Raw genomic sequence first — 18,591 nt, forward strand, 5'->3', positions numbered from 1 at the left:
TAGATAGCCCTCAACTCGGGCTAGAGAACGGGAACGACATGTTTGATACAATGACCATCACGAAAGCAGGCGCATCGCTTTGCGCAGCCCTGCTTGCACTTCTCCTCGCTGGTTGGGCCAGTGACGGGCTATATTCAGTTGGCACTGCAAGCCATGGTGAAGAACACGTTAGCGGCTATCCGATTGAAGTGGCCGATGCTGGTAGCGCCGAACCTGCCGAAGAGGTGGTTGAGGTTGCCTTTGCCGATGTATACGCCGCCGCAGATGCGGGCGCGGGTGAAGGCCTATTTCGCCAGTGTCAGGCCTGCCATTCGCTGGAGCAAGGTGCCAATGGTGTAGGCCCCTACCTTTATGGCGTTGTTGGCCGCGCCAAGCATTCGGTTGACGGATTCAACTATTCGGATGGCATCCGTGCCTTGGAAGGCGATTGGACACCAGAGAACCTCAATGGGTTCTTGGAAGCACCTCGCGAATATGCACCTGGCACCGCCATGGCCTATAACGGGATGAGCAAGGTCGAAGACCGCGCAAACCTGATTGCTTATCTCGCGACCATCGGCAACTAAGCTCGTCTCGAGAGATTGTATTTTTCAGAATGCCGCCCTGACACGGGGCGGCTTTTTTATTCACAGATTCGCGCGCACACTTCATGGGGTCTGGTTCTTTGCTGTGTGATCGCTAAGTTATTAGGAAATGACATATCGCCCTGTATGGGCGCACTCAGAGATAATGGTCGGGAGGTTGCGATGCACGAGAGACGGATGGTGCCCAAATCCTTGGCAACGGGCCTGATGGGGGCCGTGATAATTGGCATGGGTGTCACGCAGGCATTTGCGCAAGACTTGATCGAAACCCACGCCATATCCACCTTCGGAACACCAAAATACGCAGCGGATTTTGAGCATCTCGACTATGTGAACCCAGATGCGCCACAGGGTGGGGAGATGTCTTTTTCGTGGCCCTCGGGCACGTTTGACTCGCTGCACCCTTACACGCGCGTGGGCAATTCGGCGGTTTTGTCCTCGATTTTCTTTGAATCCATGCTGACAGGCACGGCGGATGAAATCGGCGCCTCTTATTGTCTTTTATGCGCAACCATGCGGTTTCCTGAGAACCGTGACTATGTGATTTTCACCCTAAGGCCAGAGGTGCAATTCTCAGATGGCACGCCTGTCACCGCGGATGATGTGCTGTTCTCTTACGAAATTCTGCGCGATGAGGGTTTGCCATCCTTCCGTGCATCTCTGCCCATGACTATTGAAAGTGCGGAGGTTTTGGGCCCGCGCGAGATCAAATTCACTTTCAATCCCGAAAGCCCGCTGCGTGGTCGGATTGAGGCGGCGGGTGGCTTGCCCGTTTTCAGCCGTGCGAGCCATGAGGCATCAGGTTTGGCCTTTGAAGACAGCCGCCTCACGCCCCTCATCGGCTCTGGGCCTTATGTTTTGGGCGAAGCGGATCCGGGTCAACGTGTGGTCTATGTTCGCAATCGGGACTATTGGGGAAATGATCGGCCCATCAATCGCGGGCGAAACAATTTCGATAGCATCCGAATTGAATATTATGGCGATGCGATTGCCGCCTTTGAGGGGTTCAAGGCGGGCAATTACCTGTTCCGTCAGGAATCCAGCAGCCAAACTTGGGCCACGGGTTATGATTTCCCGCGTCTGAATGATGGGATCATTATTCGCGAAGAATTACACGATGGGTCGACCACTTCGGGTCAAAGTTTTGCGATGAATTTGCGGCGCGAAAAATTCGCTGACCCGCGTGTGCGCGAAGCGATTGCGTTGATGTTCAATTTTGAATGGACGAACCAGACCTTGTTCTATGGACTTTACGCGCCGAATACGAGTTTCTGGGAAAACACCTATTTGGCCGCGCATGGCCTGCCATCTGAAGCTGAGTTGGCGCTTCTAGACCTATTGCGGGATCAACTGCCTGCGCGGGTCTTTACCGAAGATGCCTTTGCCACCCCGCCCTCTGATCCTGATCGCAGTCTCGACCGCCGCGCCGCGCGCCGTGCCTCTGCCTTGCTTGAGGAGGCGGGATGGGTCGTTGGTGATGACGGGATGCTGCGTGACGCAAATGGCGCAACATTGGATGTCGAATTCCTGAATGCCAGTCCGTTGTTTGATCGGATTATCAACCCCTATGTCGAAAACCTACAGGCGATTGGGATAAACGCCATTTTGACCCGCGTTGACCCTGCGCAATTGCAACAGCGGCAACGAGATGCGGATTTTGACATTATCACGGATCACTTCCCTATGGGCTTTGAGCCGGGATCAGGGTTGCGCCAATATTTTGGGTCGCTTGGGGCGGATGAGTCACTCTTTAACGTCATGGGTTTGGCAGATGAGGGTGTCGATGCCTTGATCGAAAAAGTGGTCGATGCTGAAACGCAGGAGGAGTTGACCCCCGCCGTGCAGGCGCTTGACCGCGTGCTGCGTGCCCATGTCTTCCGCGTGCCGCAATGGTATAACCCCAACCATTGGGTCGCCTATTATGACATCTATCGCTATCCCGATACGCTGCCGCCCTATGATCTTGGCTTCCTCGATTTCTGGTGGGTTGATCCCGCGGCTGAAGCCGCGCTCGAAGAACAAGGCGTGTTGTAAGCTTTATGGCAAGCTATATCCTCAGACGTCTTTTGCTGATGATCCCCACATTATTGGGGATCATGGTGATCAATTTCGCGCTTGTGCAATTCGTACCAGGTGGGCCGATTGAGCAGGTGATCGCACAACTTGAGGGGGAAGGGGATGTATTTGCAGGCATTTCTGGCGGCGGCGGTGACGCAGGCGCGCAGATGGAGCAGGTCGGCAGCGATTACCAAGGCGCGCGCGGCTTGCCGCCGCAATTTTTGGATCAGCTGAAGCTAGAATTTAACTTCGCGCGCCTTGTTTGCGAAGATGGGTTTACGGGCACCCCTGCGTTGCGTGCGCCAGAATGTGTGGCCGAAGACATCCCTGCGATGGAGCGGTTTTTTCTTATGATGGGGGATTATCTGCGCTTTGATTTTGGCGACAGTTATTTCCGCTCAATCTCTGTGGTGGATTTGGTGATCGAGAAATTGCCTGTCTCCATTACCTTGGGGCTGTGGTCGACCCTCATCGCCTATTTGGTCTCGATCCCGCTTGGCATCCGTAAGGCGGTGCGCGATGGCAGCCGGTTTGATACTTGGACAAGCGGGTTGATCATCGTTGCTTATGCGATCCCTGGGTTTCTGTTTGCGATTTTGCTGTTGGTTTTGTTGGCGGGTGGCAGTTATTTTCAGATTTTCCCGCTGCGTGGTCTGACCTCGGACAATTGGGAAGATCTTAGCCTCTTGGGTAAAATCGGGGATTATTTCTGGCACATCACCCTTCCTGTGCTCGCCTCAACCATTGCAGCTTTTGCCACGCTGACGCTTTTGACCAAGAACAGCTTTTTGGACGAGATCAAAAAGCAATATGTCATGACAGCCAAGGCAAAGGGGCTGTCGGAGGGGCGGGTGCTTTATGGGCATGTGTTCCGCAATGCCATGCTGATTGTCATCGCGGGCTTTCCCGCGGTTTTTGTGTCGGTATTTTTTGGCGGCTCACTGATCATCGAGACGATTTTTTCCCTCGATGGTTTGGGGCGTTTGGGCTTTGAGGCGGCTGTGAGCCGTGATTACCCCGTGATTTTCGGAACGCTTTTTGTGTTTGGGCTGATTGGTCTGGTCGTGGGGATCTTGTCCGATCTGATGTACGTTTGGATCGACCCGCGCATTGATTTTGAGACGCGGGAGGTGTGAGCGCATGACCACGCTCTCCCCTCTCAACCAACGCCGTTGGCGCAATTTTAAGGCCAATCGCCGCGCGCTTTGGTCATTGATGATCTTTCTTGTGCTTTACGGGATTAGCCTGTTCGCTGAAATCATTGCCAATGATAAACCGATTTTGGTGCAATATCAGGGCGGCTATTACACGCCTATTTTCAAATTTTACCCTGAGACAGAGTTTGGCGGCGATTTCCGCACCGAGGCGGTTTATCGTGATATTGAGGTGCAATGCCTGATTATCTCGGGCGGGTCAGACGCCTGTTGGGATGATCCTGAAGGCGTGATTGAAACCGTTCAAACCACAGGGCGTGTTGATGGCGTAGAGGTTGTAAAAGGATGGCTCCTTTGGCCGCCTATTCCCTATAGCTACAATACCGTCAACGATATCGGGCGCGCGGCCCCATCGCCGCCTGACGGGAACCATTGGCTTGGCACGGATGACACCGCACGGGATGTTTTGGCGCGTGTGATCTACGGGTTCCGTCTTTCGGTGACATTCGCGCTAATCGTCACCGCGCTGGCCTCGGTGATCGGAATCGCGGCAGGGGCGGTGCAGGGCTATTTTGGCGGTGTCATTGATCTTATTTTCCAGCGTGTGATCGAAATTTGGGGCGCGACTCCAAGCCTTTATATCATCATCATCGTCGCCGCGATTTTCACCATGGATTTCTGGCTCTTGGTGTTTTTGATGGTCTTATTCGGTTGGACATCCCTTGTCGGGGTTGTCAGGGCCGAGTTTTTGCGCGCCCGCAATTTCGAATATGTGCGCGCGGCCCGTGCGCTTGGCGTCTCGGATTGCGTGATTATGTTCCGCCATGTGTTGCCAAATGCGATGGTGGCCACGCTGACCATGCTGCCCTTTATCGTCACGGGCACGATTGGTTCCCTGGCTGCGCTAGATTTCTTGGGTTTTGGCCTGCCCTCATCCGCCCCGTCTTTGGGCGAGATGACCTTGCAGGCCAAAAACAACCTGCAAGCACCATGGTTGGCCTTCACGGCGTTTTTTGCCTTTGCGATCATGCTGTCGCTGTTGGTGTTCATTTTCGAAGGGGTGCGCGATGCGTTTGACCCCAGAAAGACGTTCCAATGAGCCTGCTGTCGGTCGAAAATCTACGCATCACCTTTCAGCAAGCTGGGCGGCGGATCGAGGCGGTGCGCGGTGTGTCTTTTCACATCGAGGCAGGGGAAACTGTTGCTTTGGTGGGCGAGTCTGGATCAGGCAAATCTTTGACCGCGCTTTCTACTGTATCGCTTTTGCCCGATGCGGCCGAAGTATCGGGCGAGGTGCGCTATCGCGGCGAAGGTTTGATCGGCGCGCCTGAGGCGCGGCTGCGCGCGGTTCGGGGCAATGATATAAGCTTTATCTTTCAAGAGCCGATGACATCGCTGAACCCCCTTCATACCATTGAAAAGCAACTGGGTGAGGCGCTGAGCCTGCATCAGGGCCTGAGCGGTGCAGAGGCTCGAGCGCGCAGTGTCGCGCTTTTGGAGAAGGTTGGTATCCCTGATCCTGCGGCGCGGCTCGGGGCCTATCCGCATCAATTGTCAGGCGGACAACGGCAGCGCGTGATGATTGCAATGGCCTTGGCCAACGGGCCTGATCTTTTGATCGCAGATGAGCCAACCACTGCGCTCGATGTCACCATTCAGGCGCAAATCCTTGATCTTTTGGCCGAATTGAAAACATCCGAAGGGATGAGCCTTTTGTTCATCACGCATGATCTCGGCGTTGTGCGCAAAATCGCGGATCGGGTTTGCGTGATGCAAGCGGGCGAAATTGTTGAGCAGGGCAAAACAGCGGATGTTTTTGGGGCGCCTCAGCATCCATATACCCAAAAGCTTTTGGCGGCTGAGGCCACGGGCGCGCCTGCCCCTGTGGCAAAAGATGCGCCCGAAGTGATCGCATGTGACGCCTTGCGTGTTTGGTTTCCGATCACTGCGGGGCTGCTGCGCCGCAAAGTGGGGGATGTGAAGGCGGTGAATGCCGCCACTCTCTCAATCCGCGCGGGGGAGACAATTGGCATCGTGGGCGAGTCGGGATCAGGTAAAACCACGCTGGCGCTTGCGCTGATGCGCTTGATCTCGTCACAAGGGCCGATCCGCCTTGAGGGGCGAGACATTCAAGGTTTGAAAAGCGCGGCAATGAAACCCTTGCGCCGCGATATGCAGATTGTGTTCCAAGACCCTTATGGTTCGCTTAGCCCGCGCATGACGATTGAACAAATCATTGCCGAGGGGTTGAGCATCCATCACCCTGAAAGCAATTCCGCGCGACAAGACCGCGTGGCTGAGATGTTGCGTGAGGTGGGGCTTGATCCAGCCATGATGCATCGTTACCCGCATGAATTTTCGGGCGGTCAACGACAGCGCATCGCAATTGCGCGTGCGATGGTGCTTGATCCAAAGCTTGTCGTTCTAGACGAACCAACATCGGCACTTGATATGACCGTGCAAGTTCAAATCGTGGAATTGTTGCGCGAGCTGCAAGCAAAAAAGGGGCTGGCCTATTTGTTCATCAGCCATGATCTGCGTGTTGTGCGCGCCTTAGCGCATCGGATTTTGGTGATGAAATCAGGCGATGTGGTCGAGATGGGCGAGGCAGCGCAGGTCTTTGATGCACCCGCCCACCCCTATACGCAATCGCTGCTACATGCTGTTATCAGCCATTAGATGACTGAAGAATGTAGTGCACTGCGCATCTTGCGCAGTGATTTTGACAACAAACCTATAGCCGAAATTTACGGCCCAACTACCATGCAGGCTGTGTCGCGCGCCACAAGCCGTGCGCAGGCGCGGGTTGCTTCATCTTCTGTCATGCCCGCGAATTGCGCCTCAAAGCCACCTTGGCGCTGGGTAACATGGCGCAGGGCCTGTTGCAGCGAAGATTCCGACAGAGCCGTTTGCAGCAGCAAACGCTCAGCGGTGTTCTGGGTGGGGTAACGCCCCAACGATATCGCATAAAGCCGCTCGCCCGTAGACGTGGCACGGGTCACAATTTCGGGCGCAGAAGGCAATGCGTTTTCAGAAAGTGCCGCCACCAATTCGATTGGGCGTTGGCTTGGCAAAGGCGCCTCTTCTGGCGCAAGCGCGTCCTCATCTAAACTTGCAAGGGCGGGGCTTGGTGCGTCATCCACGATCACGGGTTGGGTGTCTACCTCGCTGATGACAGAGGCCGCCCCTTCGGCACTGGGGGCTGCGGCTATGAGCGCCTCCTCAACTGCCACATCAATCGCGGCGAGTAAGGTTTCACTTGGCGGTGTAATTGGAAGCGGGCGCGGTTGCGGCACTAGGCTGCGCGCAACAACCCCTGAGGGGCGGATCGTGCGTGCAACTGGCCCGCGCTCGTAATCGCTGGCAGGCCCACTCCCGCCGCCGCCTGAGCCGCCTGAATAGACGGGGAAGCCTGCCAATCTCAATTCGGCATGGGCAGGCGCGCGGGCAAAGCCCATATCCAATAACTCCGAGACGCGTTGGTTGCGCCATGCCGTAGATTGGCCGCCAAAGACAGTGGCAATGATACGCACATTGCCGCGCTGGGCGGAGGCCACGAGGTTAAATCCTGCGGCGCGCGTATAGCCTGTCTTGATCCCATCGGCGCCACGATAGGCCGACAAAAAAGCACGGTTCGTGTTGCGCACAGTCGCGACACCTGCATCAGTCGAAAGGCGCGAGAACAGGTTATAATATTCTGGATAGTCATAAACCATGCGCCGCCCAAGCATTGTCATGTCATTAGCGGTCGACAAATGGCCCTCCGCAGTTAGGCCATGGGCATTGCGAAATGTTGTGCGCGTCATCCCCAGGGCTTCTGCGGTACGGGTCATGCGCCGTGCAAAAGCTGCCTCTGACCCCTCAATCGCTTCGCCAATGGCCGTTGCAGCGTCATTGGCCGAGCGCACAGCCGCCGCGCGCACCAAATAGCGTAGGCGAATTTGCTGGCCAGCGCGCAAACCGAGTTTCGAGGGGGGTTCTGCGGCCGCATTTTGCGAAACCGTAACCAAGGTGTCCATGGTAATTTCGCCAAGCCGCACCGCCTCAAAAGCGATGTAAAGCGTCATCATCTTGGTCAGAGAGGCGGGGTGCAGCCGGGTGTCCGCATTGCGCGAATGCAAAACCTCGCCCGTTCGTGCGTCAATCACCATAGCCGCATAAGGCGCGGCCTTTACGGGTGTCGCAGCGAAAAACACAACAATTAAAAGCCCCAAGAGGGCGGAAAAAAACCGATTATATGCCACGAGACCTGCTCACTCTGCCTCAATTAACCGTCTGACGCGGTTGTTGCCCTCCGACAATACGGCAGAAGTTTGAAAAAATCCATGATAAACTATTGGAAGGTTTCAGCTTTCTTGATCACAAGAAATTTGCGGCGTGGTGCGGGCCCCATGCTTGCATTTGCAAGCGTATTTTTCATATTTCATTCGGATTTTTGCTTTCAGCGCGTGACCTTATGTCAAAGGTGGTGTTAGGTATGCGCAATACAACTGTAGGACGATTTGCATGACCGATCCCTTTGATGAGCGCAAAGCCCGCGCTGCCGCGTGGTTTAGGCAATTGCGCGATGATATCGTGGCTGCGTTTGAAGATTTGGAAGACCGCCACCACAGCGCCGATGCCGTGGGACGATTTGATGTGTCGCAGACCAAACGTCATTCTGAGGATGGCAGCGATGCAGGGGGCGGCCTCATGAGCGTGATGCGCGGAGGCAGGGTCTTTGAGAAGGTCGGTGTCAATGTGTCCACTGTGCATGGCACATTGGGCGCGCGCGCCGTAGCGGCAATGTCTGCGCGCAAAGATATGGAAGGCCTGCGAGATGACCCGCGCTTTTGGGCTTCGGGTATCAGCTTGGTTGCGCATATGAACAACCCGCATGTCCCTGCGGTGCACATGAATACACGCATGTTCTGGACGCCGCACGGGTGGTGGTTCGGGGGCGGTTCTGACCTCAACCCTTGCATCGAATATGAGGAAGACACAGCGGATTTTCACGCTGTTCTCAAGGCGCATTGCGACAAGCATGGTGACGACATCTATCCCCGTTTCAAAGCATGGGCCGATGAGTATTTCTATGTGCCGCATCGTGGTCGTGCGCGTGGGGTCGGTGGGATTTTCTACGATGATCTGAACACGGGCGATTGGGAGGCAGATTTCGCCTTTACCCAAGATATCGGTCGTGCCTTTCTACCCGCCTTTTTAGGCGTGGTCGAAAAACGGCGCGAGATGACGTTTAATGAGGCGGATCGTGACGTTCAGTTGATTCATCGCGGTCTCTATGCCGAATATAATCTCGTTTATGATCGCGGCACAAAATTTGGCCTCGAGACAGGCCATGATGCCAATGCTGTTTTGATGAGCCTGCCGCCTTTGGCGAAATGGGTTTAAGTCTCGTTCAAGAGGCGCTGATAGACCGAGATAATCGCATCTGCTTCGCGTTCTAGCGAGAAGTGATTAACCATATGGGCGCGGGCAGCCGCGCCCATTTTGTTGCGCAACGGTGCATCCTGCAAAAGGTGGTCAATCTGCGTCTCTAGCGCCGCTTGATCTTCAATCCCGACCAGATACCCGGTTTCCCCATCGCGGATCAGTTCTTCGAATGCGCCTGCGCGGGTGGCGACAACGGGAACACCACAGGCCATTGCCTCGAGCGGGGTTAAGCCAAACCCTTCATATCGCTGCGGGGCCACAAACAGATCCAGCGCCTGATAATAGGGAGTAATCTCATGCGTTGGAACTTCTGTCGGGAAATGAACCCTCCCTGTAAGACCCGCCGCCGAGATCTTTGCCTTTAGCGCTTTCAGATAGTCTTTATGCCGATCGGTTGCGCGGCCCAAGATAACCGCCTCTGCCCCCTCATATTGGGGCAGAAGGTTGATCATTGCATCCACAAACCGATCTGTCCCTTTTGAGGGGCGAATGCGGCCATAACATCCGATCAATGGCCCTTTGCCAAAGCCAAGCTTGGCTTTCAGCGCGCTGTGATCGGGCGCAGGGCTGAACGCGTGAACATCAATTCCGTGTAAAATCACAGTTGCGGGTCGATCTAAGAAGGCCGCCGTTTTCTGAGACGTAGCGATCACATGATCCATGTGGCCAATCAGCCATTTCGTGTAGCGCGTGTGGTTGCGTTGTGATGCGGAGGTGAACAGCAGTTTTAGGCGTTTTCCAAAAACATGCTTCAGCACGATCCCCGCCAACATTTCATTATTGCGCCTTGCGTGCCAGACGCGCAGGCCATGTGGCCCGTTTTTCGGCATTGTAAGCAGATCATTGAGCGGGATTTGTGGCAAGCCTGCGGGCAAGCCGCGCCCCACGACGGCTATCGCCACCTTTTCAGCTTGATGCGGCACGAGGCGCACAATGGTCGCTGTCACCCCAGACAAGCGTTGCTTGAAATTGGGGGCGAGGATGTCGATTTGATCAATCCGTGGGTGCGCCATGCCCCGAGCGTTACCGCGCAAACGCGGCATGGGCAAGCGCCGCGCGACTTACGCGCGGCGAATTTCCTCAAGCAGAACGTGCACATTTTCAGGATCAGCTTCAGGTGTAATGCCATGGCCGAGGTTGAAAATATGAGGCCCGTTTTTCAGTGCGTCCACAATGCGCCGCGCCTCTTGGCGCAAGGCATCACCGCCTGTGATCATCAGCTTGGGGTCAAGATTGCCCTGCACGCAGCCATCTTTTTGTAAATGCTGGGCCGCCCATGTCGCATCAACACTCGTGTCGAGGGCCAAACAATCCGCACCAACAGCCTTTGCGAAGCCGATATATTTGTCGCCTGCCTCACGCGGGAATGCGATAACGGGCAAGCCTGGAAAACGCTGCTTCATCTCTTGGGTTATCTTTTTCGCGGGCTCTAGCGCATATCGGTCAAAAGCCTCGCCTTTCAGCGAGCCTGCCCAACTGTCAAAGATTTTTACGACCTCTGCGCCGGCTTCGACCTGCTTTGAGAGATATTCGATGGTCGCATCGGTCAGCAGATTGATGAGCGCGTCAAAAGTTGCAGGATCTTCTTGGCGCAGTTTATGTGCGGGCGCTTGGTCGGGTGTGCCGCGCCCTGCGATCATATATGTGGCCACTGTCCATGGCGCGCCTGCAAAACCAATGAGTGTGGTTTCTTTGGGCAATTCTCGCGACAAGATTTTAACGGTTTCATAAACGGGCGCGAGATGGCCGTGGATGTCGTCCTTGCCCTTCAAAGGCTTCAAACCGTCTGGCCCCGTGATTGTAGAGAGGCGTGGGCCTTCACTCGTGACAAACCACAAATCTGCGCCAAGCGCATCGGGGATCAAAAGAATATCCGCAAAAAGAATTGCAGCATCGAACCCGTAGCGGCGGATTGGTTGCAAGGTGACTTCTGCCGCCAAATCGGGTGTGTAGCAGAGCGAAAGAAAATCCCCAGCTTGCGCGCGTGTTGCGCGATATTCGGGCAAGTAGCGCCCCGCTTGGCGCATCAGCCAGACGGGTGGGGTGGGGAGGGTTTCGCCGCTCAACGCGCGCAGAAGTGTTTTTGTCATGGTCGATCCGATTTTCTTGTGCCAAATTTCTTTGGATGTAGGCTCAATCCTGTCCTAACCTGCCCAAGCCATGCTGTCTATGGTTGTCATGTCAAGTTGACAGAGTTAGAAAGAACCCATGAAAAACGAACGACCAACTCCCGCCTCTCCGCTGCGCATTGGCACGCGTGGTTCTCCCCTTGCTTTGGCGCAAGCCCATGAGACGCGCGCGCGGCTTGCGGCGGCCTTTGATCTGCCGCATGAGGCCTTTAAAATTGTGGTTATAAAAACCACAGGTGACAAGGTTTTAGACCGCCCCCTCAAGGAAATTGGCGGCAAAGGTCTGTTCACCCGCGAGATTGAAGAGGACCTGCTATCTGGGGCGATTGATATTGCGGTGCATTCAATGAAGGATATGCCCGTGTTGCAGCCCGAAGGTTTGCTGCTTGATTGCTACCTTCCGCGCGAGGATGTGCGCGATGCATTTGTGTCACTTAAATTTGACAGTCTCGATGCCTTGCCTGCTGGCACGAAGGTTGGCTCATCTTCGCTGCGTAGGCGTGCGCAATTGACTGCGCGCCGTCCTGATCTAGAGGTGGTCGAGTTTCGTGGCAATGTGCAGACGCGAATGAAAAAACTGGAGGACGGGGTCGCAGGGGCCACGTTTTTGGCGCAGGCAGGTCTTAACCGATTGGGCATGGCCGATGTCGCGCGTTCTGCCATTTCACCCGAAGATATGCTGCCCGCTGTTGCACAAGGCGCCATCGGGATTGAGCGGCGCGCCAATGATCCCCGCACGGCCGAGATGTTGGCCGCTATTCATGATCGCGACACGGGCACCAGGCTAGCCGCAGAGCGCGCGTTTTTGGCGGGGCTGGATGGCTCATGCGAAACCCCGATTGCAGGTCTGGCCGAGATTGATGGCCCTATGTTGCGTCTGCGCGGCGAGATATTGCGCCCCGATGGCAGCGAGGTTTTAAGCGAGGATCGCAGCGCCCCCATTGCTGAGGCTGCGACGCTTGGCGCGGATATGTCGCGGGATTTACGCGCGCGCGCAGGTGAGGGATTTTTTGACTGGATCACCGCCAAAGCATGAGGCACGCGTGACAAGAGATGAAAAAAGCCCCGCTTCGCAGATGCAAAGCGGGGCTTTTTTAACGGGGCATCGCGCGCCCTAGTCCCAAGAGACGCCTGTCAGATCATTGGCCTGTGTCGGCGAATTTTCCCAAAGACCACGGATGCGCGCATCCGCAACCCCTGTTTTGGCCAACTGAAACAGGTAGCCGTTCACATAATCATCCGCGATCATGCGCTGCATTTGTCCGAGCAAGTCGCTGCGCGCAGCAGGATCGCTTTCCAAGGTCAGCGCCTCGTTCAGCGCAACAAACTCGGGACGGGCATATTGGAAATAGTAATCCTCTCGCGCATAGATGCCGATATCCATCGGTTCGGTATGGCTGACGATGGTGAGATCAAAATCGCGACCACGGAACACCTGCTCTAGCCACTGCGCCCATTCTAGATTGGTGATTTCTGTCTCAATGCCAATCTCACGCAGTTGGGAGGCAATGATCTCTCCACCACGGCGCGCATAGGCTGGCGGGGGCAGCATCAGACGCAATGTCACCCCGTCTAGCCCTGCCTCTTGCAGCAAAGCGCGTGCGCGTTCTGGGTCGTAATTCGATTGCGCGGTCAGATCGACATAGTCGGGATTATGCGGCGCGAAATGCGTGCCAATGGGTGTGCCATAACCAAACATAGCCCCGTCAATAATGTCCTGCCGATTGATCGCGTGCGAAATCGCCTCTCTTAGGCGGATATCATCAAGCGGGCTTTGCTTGTTGTTCATCGCCAAAATTGTCTCGCCTTCGGTCGAGCCGACAATTACGTTAAAGCGTGGGTCTGCCTCGAATTGGGCCAAAGTTTCAGGCGCTGGGAAATTTGGGAAAGCATCGACATCACCTGCCATCAACGCGGCATAGGCGGCATTTGGATCCGTGATGAAGCGGAAGGTTGCGCTGTCGAGCGCGATGGGCGTGCTCCAATACGCGGCATTGCGGACCAGTTCTACGCGATCCCCTTGCACCCAATCGACAAAGCGGAAGGGGCCTGTGCCAATCGGGTTGGTCGCGTTTGTTTCTGCGCTTTCGGGGGCCACGATCACCGCATCCCCCCAAGCCATCTTGAACAAAAAGGCCCCATCAGGGGCGTTTAGCGTGACCATAACAATGTCAGGGCTTTCTGCGACAACAGAGGCGATACCTGCAAAGAGGGCGGCCTGTGCGTTGGTGGTGCCCTCAGCGCGGGCCCGATCTAGGCTAAAGACCACATCATCCGCATTCATGTCGCTGCCATCGTGAAACTGCACATTCGGCGCGAGGGTGAAGCGATAGGTTAAACCATCGTCAGAAATCTCCCATGACCGCGCAAGCGCAGGTTGCACAGAGCCATCAGGGCCGAACCGCGTCAGGCCTTCAAAAACATTGGCATAGACCACCTCATCAATGGCCGCTGCTGCACCTGCTGTAGGGTCAAGATTTGGCGGCTCAAGCACCATCCCGATTTTGATGCTATTGCCTTGCGCAAAGGCGCATGTGGTGGAAATGATCAACGCCGTTGCGGCGGATGTTAGAAACCGAACCATGTGGCCCTCCCGCGAAAGTTCAGAGGGCCATCGTAGTGCCGCAAGGCTTGGTTTGGCAAGCGTTCTGGTTGTATTGCGGCCTGCTTGCTGTGCCTTTTGGCGGAATTGCTATAGGCGGAAGGCTGCGCATACTGTCGCAGAACTGTCATTTCCGACTCGCCCGAATCGTAACGAGAGGTTAACTCTCTGAGTCGGATCGGCACTTGCTGGTTCTGATAAGCCCCTCGACCATAGCGCGAGATACGCTTTGCGGCGATGCGCTGAGACGAGGGTCGAAATCGGGAGATACGCACATGGTATGCGATACAGCACAGACTATCCTCGCCCTGTCTGCCGAAGAGGTCAGTAGTTTCGTAAAAGAGCAAGCCAGCAGCCGCAAACTTTCGGGGCTGATGAAAGCTTTGAACGATGCGGCCCTTAAGGGTGACAAGATCGCGCAACGCGCGATTGAGCATATGGGTTTTGTTCTTCAGCCCTAAGCTGTTGGCAGCAATTCTGCCAAGGTCAGCGCCATAACAAGCGCGCTGTCTGCCATGTCATCAACCCCAACCCATTCATCGGGTTGGTGGGCAAGCTCCAAAACACCTGGCCCGTAGGCGATGCAGTTTTTCAACCGACCAATGCGGTCGATATGTTTTTGGTCATAGGTGCCTGGGCTGACCACATATTCCGCTTTTTGGGCCAACACGCGTTCGATGGCCTGGCCCACCGATTGCACAAGCGGGCTGCTTTCATCTGTCATGCTGGGTTGCACCTCGAACAGATCGGAAATCTCATAGTCAAATCGGGGGCGGCTGGCTTTGATCTGCTCTAGCATATCGGTCAATTCCGCTTTGACCGCTGCGATGTCCTCTTCAATCAAAAAGCGGCGATCAATCACGATGCGGCAGCGATCTGCAACACATGGTGCGGGCAGGCCAGTGTAATCCTCGGCCTGTTCAGCCTCTCCCCCATGGATTGAATTGATATTCAGCGTGGATTGGCGCGCCTGCGGCGGCACGACTGGCATTGCCGTGGTTTTCCCCGCGAGGAGTGGCAAAAGATGCGTTTCTATTTCTGCGAGAACCGCGCCCATGTGAGAGATGGCGCTGTCGCCCAAGAATGGCATTGAGCCATGCGCGATGCGCCCCTTCGTTTCGACCTGTGCCCACCAAACGCCACGATGGCCAAGGCAGATGCGGTCTTTTTGCAAAGGTTCGGGGATAATGACATGCTGAACGCGGGTAGGGTCAAATCTGCCCTGCTCGGCCAGATAGGCAACGCCGCCAAAGCCACCTGACTCCTCATCTGCGGTGGCAGAGATTTCAATCGCACCTGCGAATCTTGGATAGGTGGCAATAAAGGCCTCAGCTGCGATGATTGAGGCCGCAAGCCCACCTTTCATATCGCACGCCCCTCGCCCGTAGATGCGGCCATCTTCGAGAACCCCACCAAAAGGCGGCTTCGTCCATCCATGCCCAACCTCCACGACATCGTGATGGCTGTTGAAATGGACGGTGTCCCCCGCCGCGCCGCCCTCATAGCGCGCCACCATATTCCATCGCGGATATGTGTCGCTATCGGCAAGCGCCCCTGTGGCGCGGATTAAGTCAACTGTGAACCCCGCTGCCTCCAAGCGCTGTTTAAGATAGCCGCAAATTTCGCGATAGTTTTGGCCGGGCGGGTTGAGGGTGGGGATGCGGATCAAATCTTGGGTCAGTGCGATCAAATCGTCCTGGCGTGTGGCAATCGCAGTCTCAAGCTGATCTTTGCTGTCCATTTTTGTCCCACCTTTTTTCTTTTTCAGCTTGCTGTGGGAATTTACGCATTGCAAGCCCGTGCAAATTTTTGCGCCGTGCCTATATCAAGGATGAGACACGGATCTGGGAGAATAGCGTGTGATTATTCGCATAGCCTTACTGATGGCGGTGCTTTTGACAGTGGTCTTTGTATCGCTCTATTTTTATATGCGCGCAGGCCAGCGTGAGGCCTTAATCGCGGAATGGCAAAAGCGGGATCCGTCTGATGCCGCGAATGAGCATCGTGAGGATTGGATCAATCGCCGTCTGGCAGGGTCTATGCGTAAAATCGCGCTGCGTTTGGCGGTAGTGGTTTATGCTTTGCCACTTGCGGCGCTGTTCCTTTATGTTGGGTTCACCGATCCGCTCGCGCCTTAGGCGGCGCAATGGGAAAATAAACGACAAAGGGGCAGGCGGCGCATGCGTTGGCCACGGATCATAGCATTACTGATATTGGGCGCGCTCCTTGTCGCGTTCTTCCACTATACGCTGCCGCAGCGTGATATTTTGCGGATCACGCAGACAGAAATCATCAGGCAAGATTTCTCAGGCCTCAACCGCATTTTCTACGCCCGCGGCGATACAGGCAGCGCACAACTCGCATCGCGCGATTTGCGTTTGATCAATACGGTCGATACGCAGGGCGAGGTTCACGTGTTCCGCAATGAGGATACGGGCTTTGGGTGGCCTCCTTATTTCAAATTGGACAGCTCAGACTTGCAGGCCGAAGCGGCAAACCTGATTTCGACTGCGGCTGACCCGATTTGGGTGGCGGTAACGCATTACGGATGGCGTTCGCGCATTTTGACGACCTATCCCAATGCTGTGGCCTTGCGTCAGGTGGCAGGGCCCGATGTGATGCTGATCCCATGGATGCCGATTACGATTCTCGTCCTTCTTTTGGTTGTCTTGTTTGCCCTATGGCGCTTGTGGGAGCGGTTTGAAGCCCGCATTCTTGATCCGCTTTATGACAGGGCGGCTGTGTTTTGGTCGAAAAGCCGTGATCGTTTGCGCGGCAAGTGAAGGGTGCGATGATGGATGCATGGGATGAGGTGCGCACGGCCTATCATGTGGCACGACTGGGCACAGTGTCTGGGGCCGCAGATTATCTATCGGTGCATCATGCTACAGTGATCCGGCATATAGACGCGCTTGAAGGGCGTCTTGGGGTGCGGCTGTTCCATCGCCATGCACGCGGCTACACCCCCACCGAGGCCGGGCAGGATTTGCTTGCGACTGCCGCTGAAACTGAAGCGCGGTTTTCACAATTGGCCTCGCGTATTGCGGGGCAGGGCGATACGCTGTCAGGGGAATTGGTGCTGACCGCTCTTGGCTTCGTGGCGCAGTTGTTGATGCCCGCATTGGCGGAATTACAAAACGATCATCCAGATTTGCGCATTCGTTTGGTGACGGATGAGCGCGTCTTTCGGATGGAATTGGGCGAGGCGCATATTGCCATTCGCGCAGGGTCTGCCCCATCGGAGCCTGATAATGTCGTGCAGTCCTTTTTCACGCTCAGGGCGCGCCTTTGTGCAACCAAGTCCTATCTCGAACAGCACGGGCCATTCAGCCTAGAAACAGCAGCGCAGCATCGCTTTGTGGCAACCACTCAAGCCGATAGCCGCGCGCCGTTTTTAAGATGGCTCAAGGATCATGTGCCTGAAGATGCAATCGTGTTTCGGGCCTCCGATTTCGCGAGTGCGATTGAGGCCGTTCATGCGGGGATCGGCATAGGCTTCGCGCCCGCCTTTGCCCTCGAGCAAAATGCAGACTTGGTTGAGGTGATGCCCTCACTGGACGAATGGAATTCTTCTGTCTGGTTGGTCACCCATGTCGATTTGCATCGCAGCCCAAAGGTGCAGCGCGTTTTGGCCTATCTTAAAGATAACGCCAAAAATATCGTAGGGACGGCTTAATCGCGCTGCGTATCAGCCCCATCCAATTCGCGGGCGAGAAAGGCTTCGAACTCGTCTAGGTGGATGGGTTCGAATTGACCAAACCCCTGCATCCAAACACTTGCGGCGCGCAGCGCGTCAGGCTCGAGTTTGCACCACTTGACCCGTCCCCGCTTTTCTTGGGCAATCAGTCCCGCATGGGCAAGGATGGCGAGGTGCTTTGAGATCGCTGCCAGAGACATCTCAAACGGTTCCGCCACATCGGTCACGGCCATGTCATCTTCGAGCAGCATCGACAAGATCGCGCGGCGGGTTGGGTCTGCCAAGGCAGCAAAGGTCAGATCTAGGGAACTGGCGCTCATAATGGCATCCTATCCTGCCTTCCGAGGCAATCGTCAACCATTTGGTTGAATATGGGAAATTGTCGAAAATTGCCGCAGACCGTCTGACGAATGGATTTGACCAACTTGTCGCAGGTCATTTTATTGATTTATATTCAATAGCTTATGCATTTCTCTGCGGGTGCAAAGTTTCGTTGACTCTGGCGCGGCCTGTTCTTAGGTTCCGCGCGACACCCGAGGGGCGTTTTCTGAAGGTGCTTTGCATATGACCGAGCCATCGCCGAATCCTGATCGCCTGAAGGCGTTGGAAGAAAAACTGGCGAGCATTCGCTCACGCGAAGCTGACAAGAAGCCACCGATGGGGGAGCATTATTCCCAAGCGCAGCACGCGTGGCGGATGGTGATTGAACTGGTCAGCGGGTTGTTGATCGGTGTTGGCATAGGCTGGGGCTTAGATAGCCTCTTGGGCACGCGCCCTTGGCTGATGGTCGTTTTTACATTGCTGGGCTTTGTGGCTGGGGTCAAAACGATGATCCGATCTGCGCAAGAGCTTCAGAACCAAGCCCAAGCCCGCGAAAACGCGGATGAGGGCGGTACAAAATAAGGGGATACACCGTGGCTTCGGATGTAACGAATTC

18 protein-coding genes are annotated in these 18,591 nt (G+C 55.5%); 12 read left to right on the plus strand and 6 right to left on the minus strand.

Annotated features, from left to right (window positions below; genetic code table 11):
- Positions 1–38 precede the first annotated feature (38 nt).
- From AAC636_RS03200 to AAC636_RS03220, 5 genes are all read left to right on the plus strand, one after another.
- Complete coding sequence (locus AAC636_RS03200; RefSeq protein WP_340300387.1) at positions 39–566, plus strand: c-type cytochrome; 528 nt, start codon at positions 39–41, stop codon at positions 564–566.
- Positions 567–746: 180 nt separating this feature from the next.
- Positions 747–2,618 (plus strand): extracellular solute-binding protein, encoded by a 1,872-nt coding sequence (locus AAC636_RS03205; protein WP_340300388.1) that lies wholly within the window; start codon positions 747–749, stop codon positions 2,616–2,618.
- 5 nt (positions 2,619–2,623) lie between these two features.
- On the plus strand, positions 2,624–3,778 hold the full coding sequence (locus AAC636_RS03210; protein WP_340300389.1) for a microcin C ABC transporter permease YejB: 1,155 nt from the start codon (positions 2,624–2,626) through the stop codon (positions 3,776–3,778).
- 4 nt (positions 3,779–3,782) lie between these two features.
- Entirely contained in the window at positions 3,783–4,895 is a 1,113-nt protein-coding gene (locus AAC636_RS03215) for an ABC transporter permease (RefSeq protein WP_340300390.1), read from the plus strand.
- Positions 4,892–6,475, plus strand: coding sequence for an ABC transporter ATP-binding protein (locus AAC636_RS03220; protein ID WP_340300391.1), 1,584 nt, complete (start codon positions 4,892–4,894; stop codon positions 6,473–6,475). The genes AAC636_RS03215 and AAC636_RS03220 overlap by 4 nt, the downstream gene beginning before the upstream one ends.
- A gap of 68 nt (positions 6,476–6,543) precedes the next feature.
- On the opposite strand, the gene AAC636_RS03225 is transcribed toward AAC636_RS03220, so the two are convergent.
- The gene (locus tag AAC636_RS03225; protein ID WP_340300392.1) at positions 6,544–8,040 is read right to left on the minus strand and encodes a D-alanyl-D-alanine carboxypeptidase family protein; all 1,497 of its coding nucleotides are present in this window, start codon (positions 8,038–8,040) and stop codon (positions 6,544–6,546) included.
- Between the two features lie 262 nt (positions 8,041–8,302).
- Here AAC636_RS03225 and hemF point away from each other — a divergent pair, with 262 nt between their 5' ends.
- Positions 8,303–9,184, plus strand: a complete 882-nt coding sequence (gene hemF, locus AAC636_RS03230) for an oxygen-dependent coproporphyrinogen oxidase (RefSeq protein ID WP_340252686.1) — start codon at positions 8,303–8,305, stop codon at positions 9,182–9,184.
- Here the strand turns inward: hemF and AAC636_RS03235 are convergent.
- Positions 9,181–10,239, minus strand: a complete 1,059-nt coding sequence (locus AAC636_RS03235; RefSeq protein ID WP_340252684.1) for a glycosyltransferase family 4 protein — start codon at positions 10,237–10,239, stop codon at positions 9,181–9,183. The genes hemF and AAC636_RS03235 overlap by 4 nt on opposite strands.
- A 48-nt stretch (positions 10,240–10,287) precedes the next feature.
- Positions 10,288–11,316: a uroporphyrinogen decarboxylase gene (gene hemE, locus AAC636_RS03240; protein ID WP_340300393.1), complete on the minus strand. Its 1,029-nt coding sequence runs from the start codon at positions 11,314–11,316 to the stop codon at positions 10,288–10,290.
- Between the two features lie 118 nt (positions 11,317–11,434).
- Here hemE and hemC point away from each other — a divergent pair, with 118 nt between their 5' ends.
- Complete coding sequence (hemC, locus tag AAC636_RS03245) at positions 11,435–12,391, plus strand: hydroxymethylbilane synthase (protein WP_340300394.1); 957 nt, start codon at positions 11,435–11,437, stop codon at positions 12,389–12,391.
- Between the two features lie 78 nt (positions 12,392–12,469).
- Here hemC and AAC636_RS03250 read toward each other — a convergent pair whose 3' ends face one another.
- A complete protein-coding gene (locus AAC636_RS03250; protein WP_340300395.1) occupies positions 12,470–13,939 on the minus strand; it encodes an ABC transporter substrate-binding protein in 1,470 nt (489 codons plus the stop codon).
- A gap of 293 nt (positions 13,940–14,232) precedes the next feature.
- On the opposite strand from AAC636_RS03250, the gene AAC636_RS03255 reads away from it, so the two are divergent.
- Positions 14,233–14,418, plus strand: coding sequence for a hypothetical protein (locus AAC636_RS03255; protein WP_340252678.1), 186 nt, complete (start codon positions 14,233–14,235; stop codon positions 14,416–14,418).
- Here the strand turns inward: AAC636_RS03255 and AAC636_RS03260 are convergent.
- Positions 14,415–15,698, minus strand: coding sequence for an acetylornithine deacetylase/succinyl-diaminopimelate desuccinylase family protein (locus AAC636_RS03260; RefSeq protein ID WP_340300396.1), 1,284 nt, complete (start codon positions 15,696–15,698; stop codon positions 14,415–14,417). The two genes, AAC636_RS03255 and AAC636_RS03260, sit on opposite strands and share 4 nt — an antisense overlap.
- Positions 15,699–15,816: 118 nt before the next feature.
- Between AAC636_RS03260 and AAC636_RS03265 the strand changes: the two genes are divergently transcribed.
- Genes AAC636_RS03265 through AAC636_RS03275 form a run of 3 tightly spaced genes read left to right on the plus strand, consistent with a single transcriptional unit; the run spans position 15,817 to position 17,633 of the window.
- Positions 15,817–16,095, plus strand: a complete 279-nt coding sequence (locus AAC636_RS03265; RefSeq protein WP_340300397.1) for a hypothetical protein — start codon at positions 15,817–15,819, stop codon at positions 16,093–16,095.
- A gap of 42 nt (positions 16,096–16,137) precedes the next feature.
- The gene (locus tag AAC636_RS03270) at positions 16,138–16,740 is read left to right on the plus strand and encodes a DUF1523 family protein (RefSeq protein ID WP_340300398.1); all 603 of its coding nucleotides are present in this window, start codon (positions 16,138–16,140) and stop codon (positions 16,738–16,740) included.
- A gap of 11 nt (positions 16,741–16,751) precedes the next feature.
- On the plus strand, positions 16,752–17,633 hold the full coding sequence (locus AAC636_RS03275) for a LysR family transcriptional regulator (protein ID WP_340300399.1): 882 nt from the start codon (positions 16,752–16,754) through the stop codon (positions 17,631–17,633).
- Here AAC636_RS03275 and AAC636_RS03280 read toward each other — a convergent pair.
- Complete coding sequence (locus AAC636_RS03280) at positions 17,630–17,974, minus strand: ArsR/SmtB family transcription factor (protein WP_340252668.1); 345 nt, start codon at positions 17,972–17,974, stop codon at positions 17,630–17,632. The genes AAC636_RS03275 and AAC636_RS03280 overlap by 4 nt on opposite strands.
- A 244-nt stretch (positions 17,975–18,218) precedes the next feature.
- On the opposite strand from AAC636_RS03280, the gene AAC636_RS03285 reads away from it, so the two are divergent.
- Positions 18,219–18,557 carry an AtpZ/AtpI family protein gene (locus tag AAC636_RS03285; RefSeq protein ID WP_340252666.1) on the plus strand — a complete coding sequence of 113 codons (339 nt, stop codon included), beginning with the start codon at positions 18,219–18,221 and terminating at the stop codon, positions 18,555–18,557.
- Positions 18,558–18,591 lie beyond the last annotated feature (34 nt).

The organism is Roseobacter sp. HKCCD5988 (assembly GCF_037830355.1).
Taxonomy (GTDB): domain Bacteria; phylum Pseudomonadota; class Alphaproteobacteria; order Rhodobacterales; family Rhodobacteraceae; genus M30B80.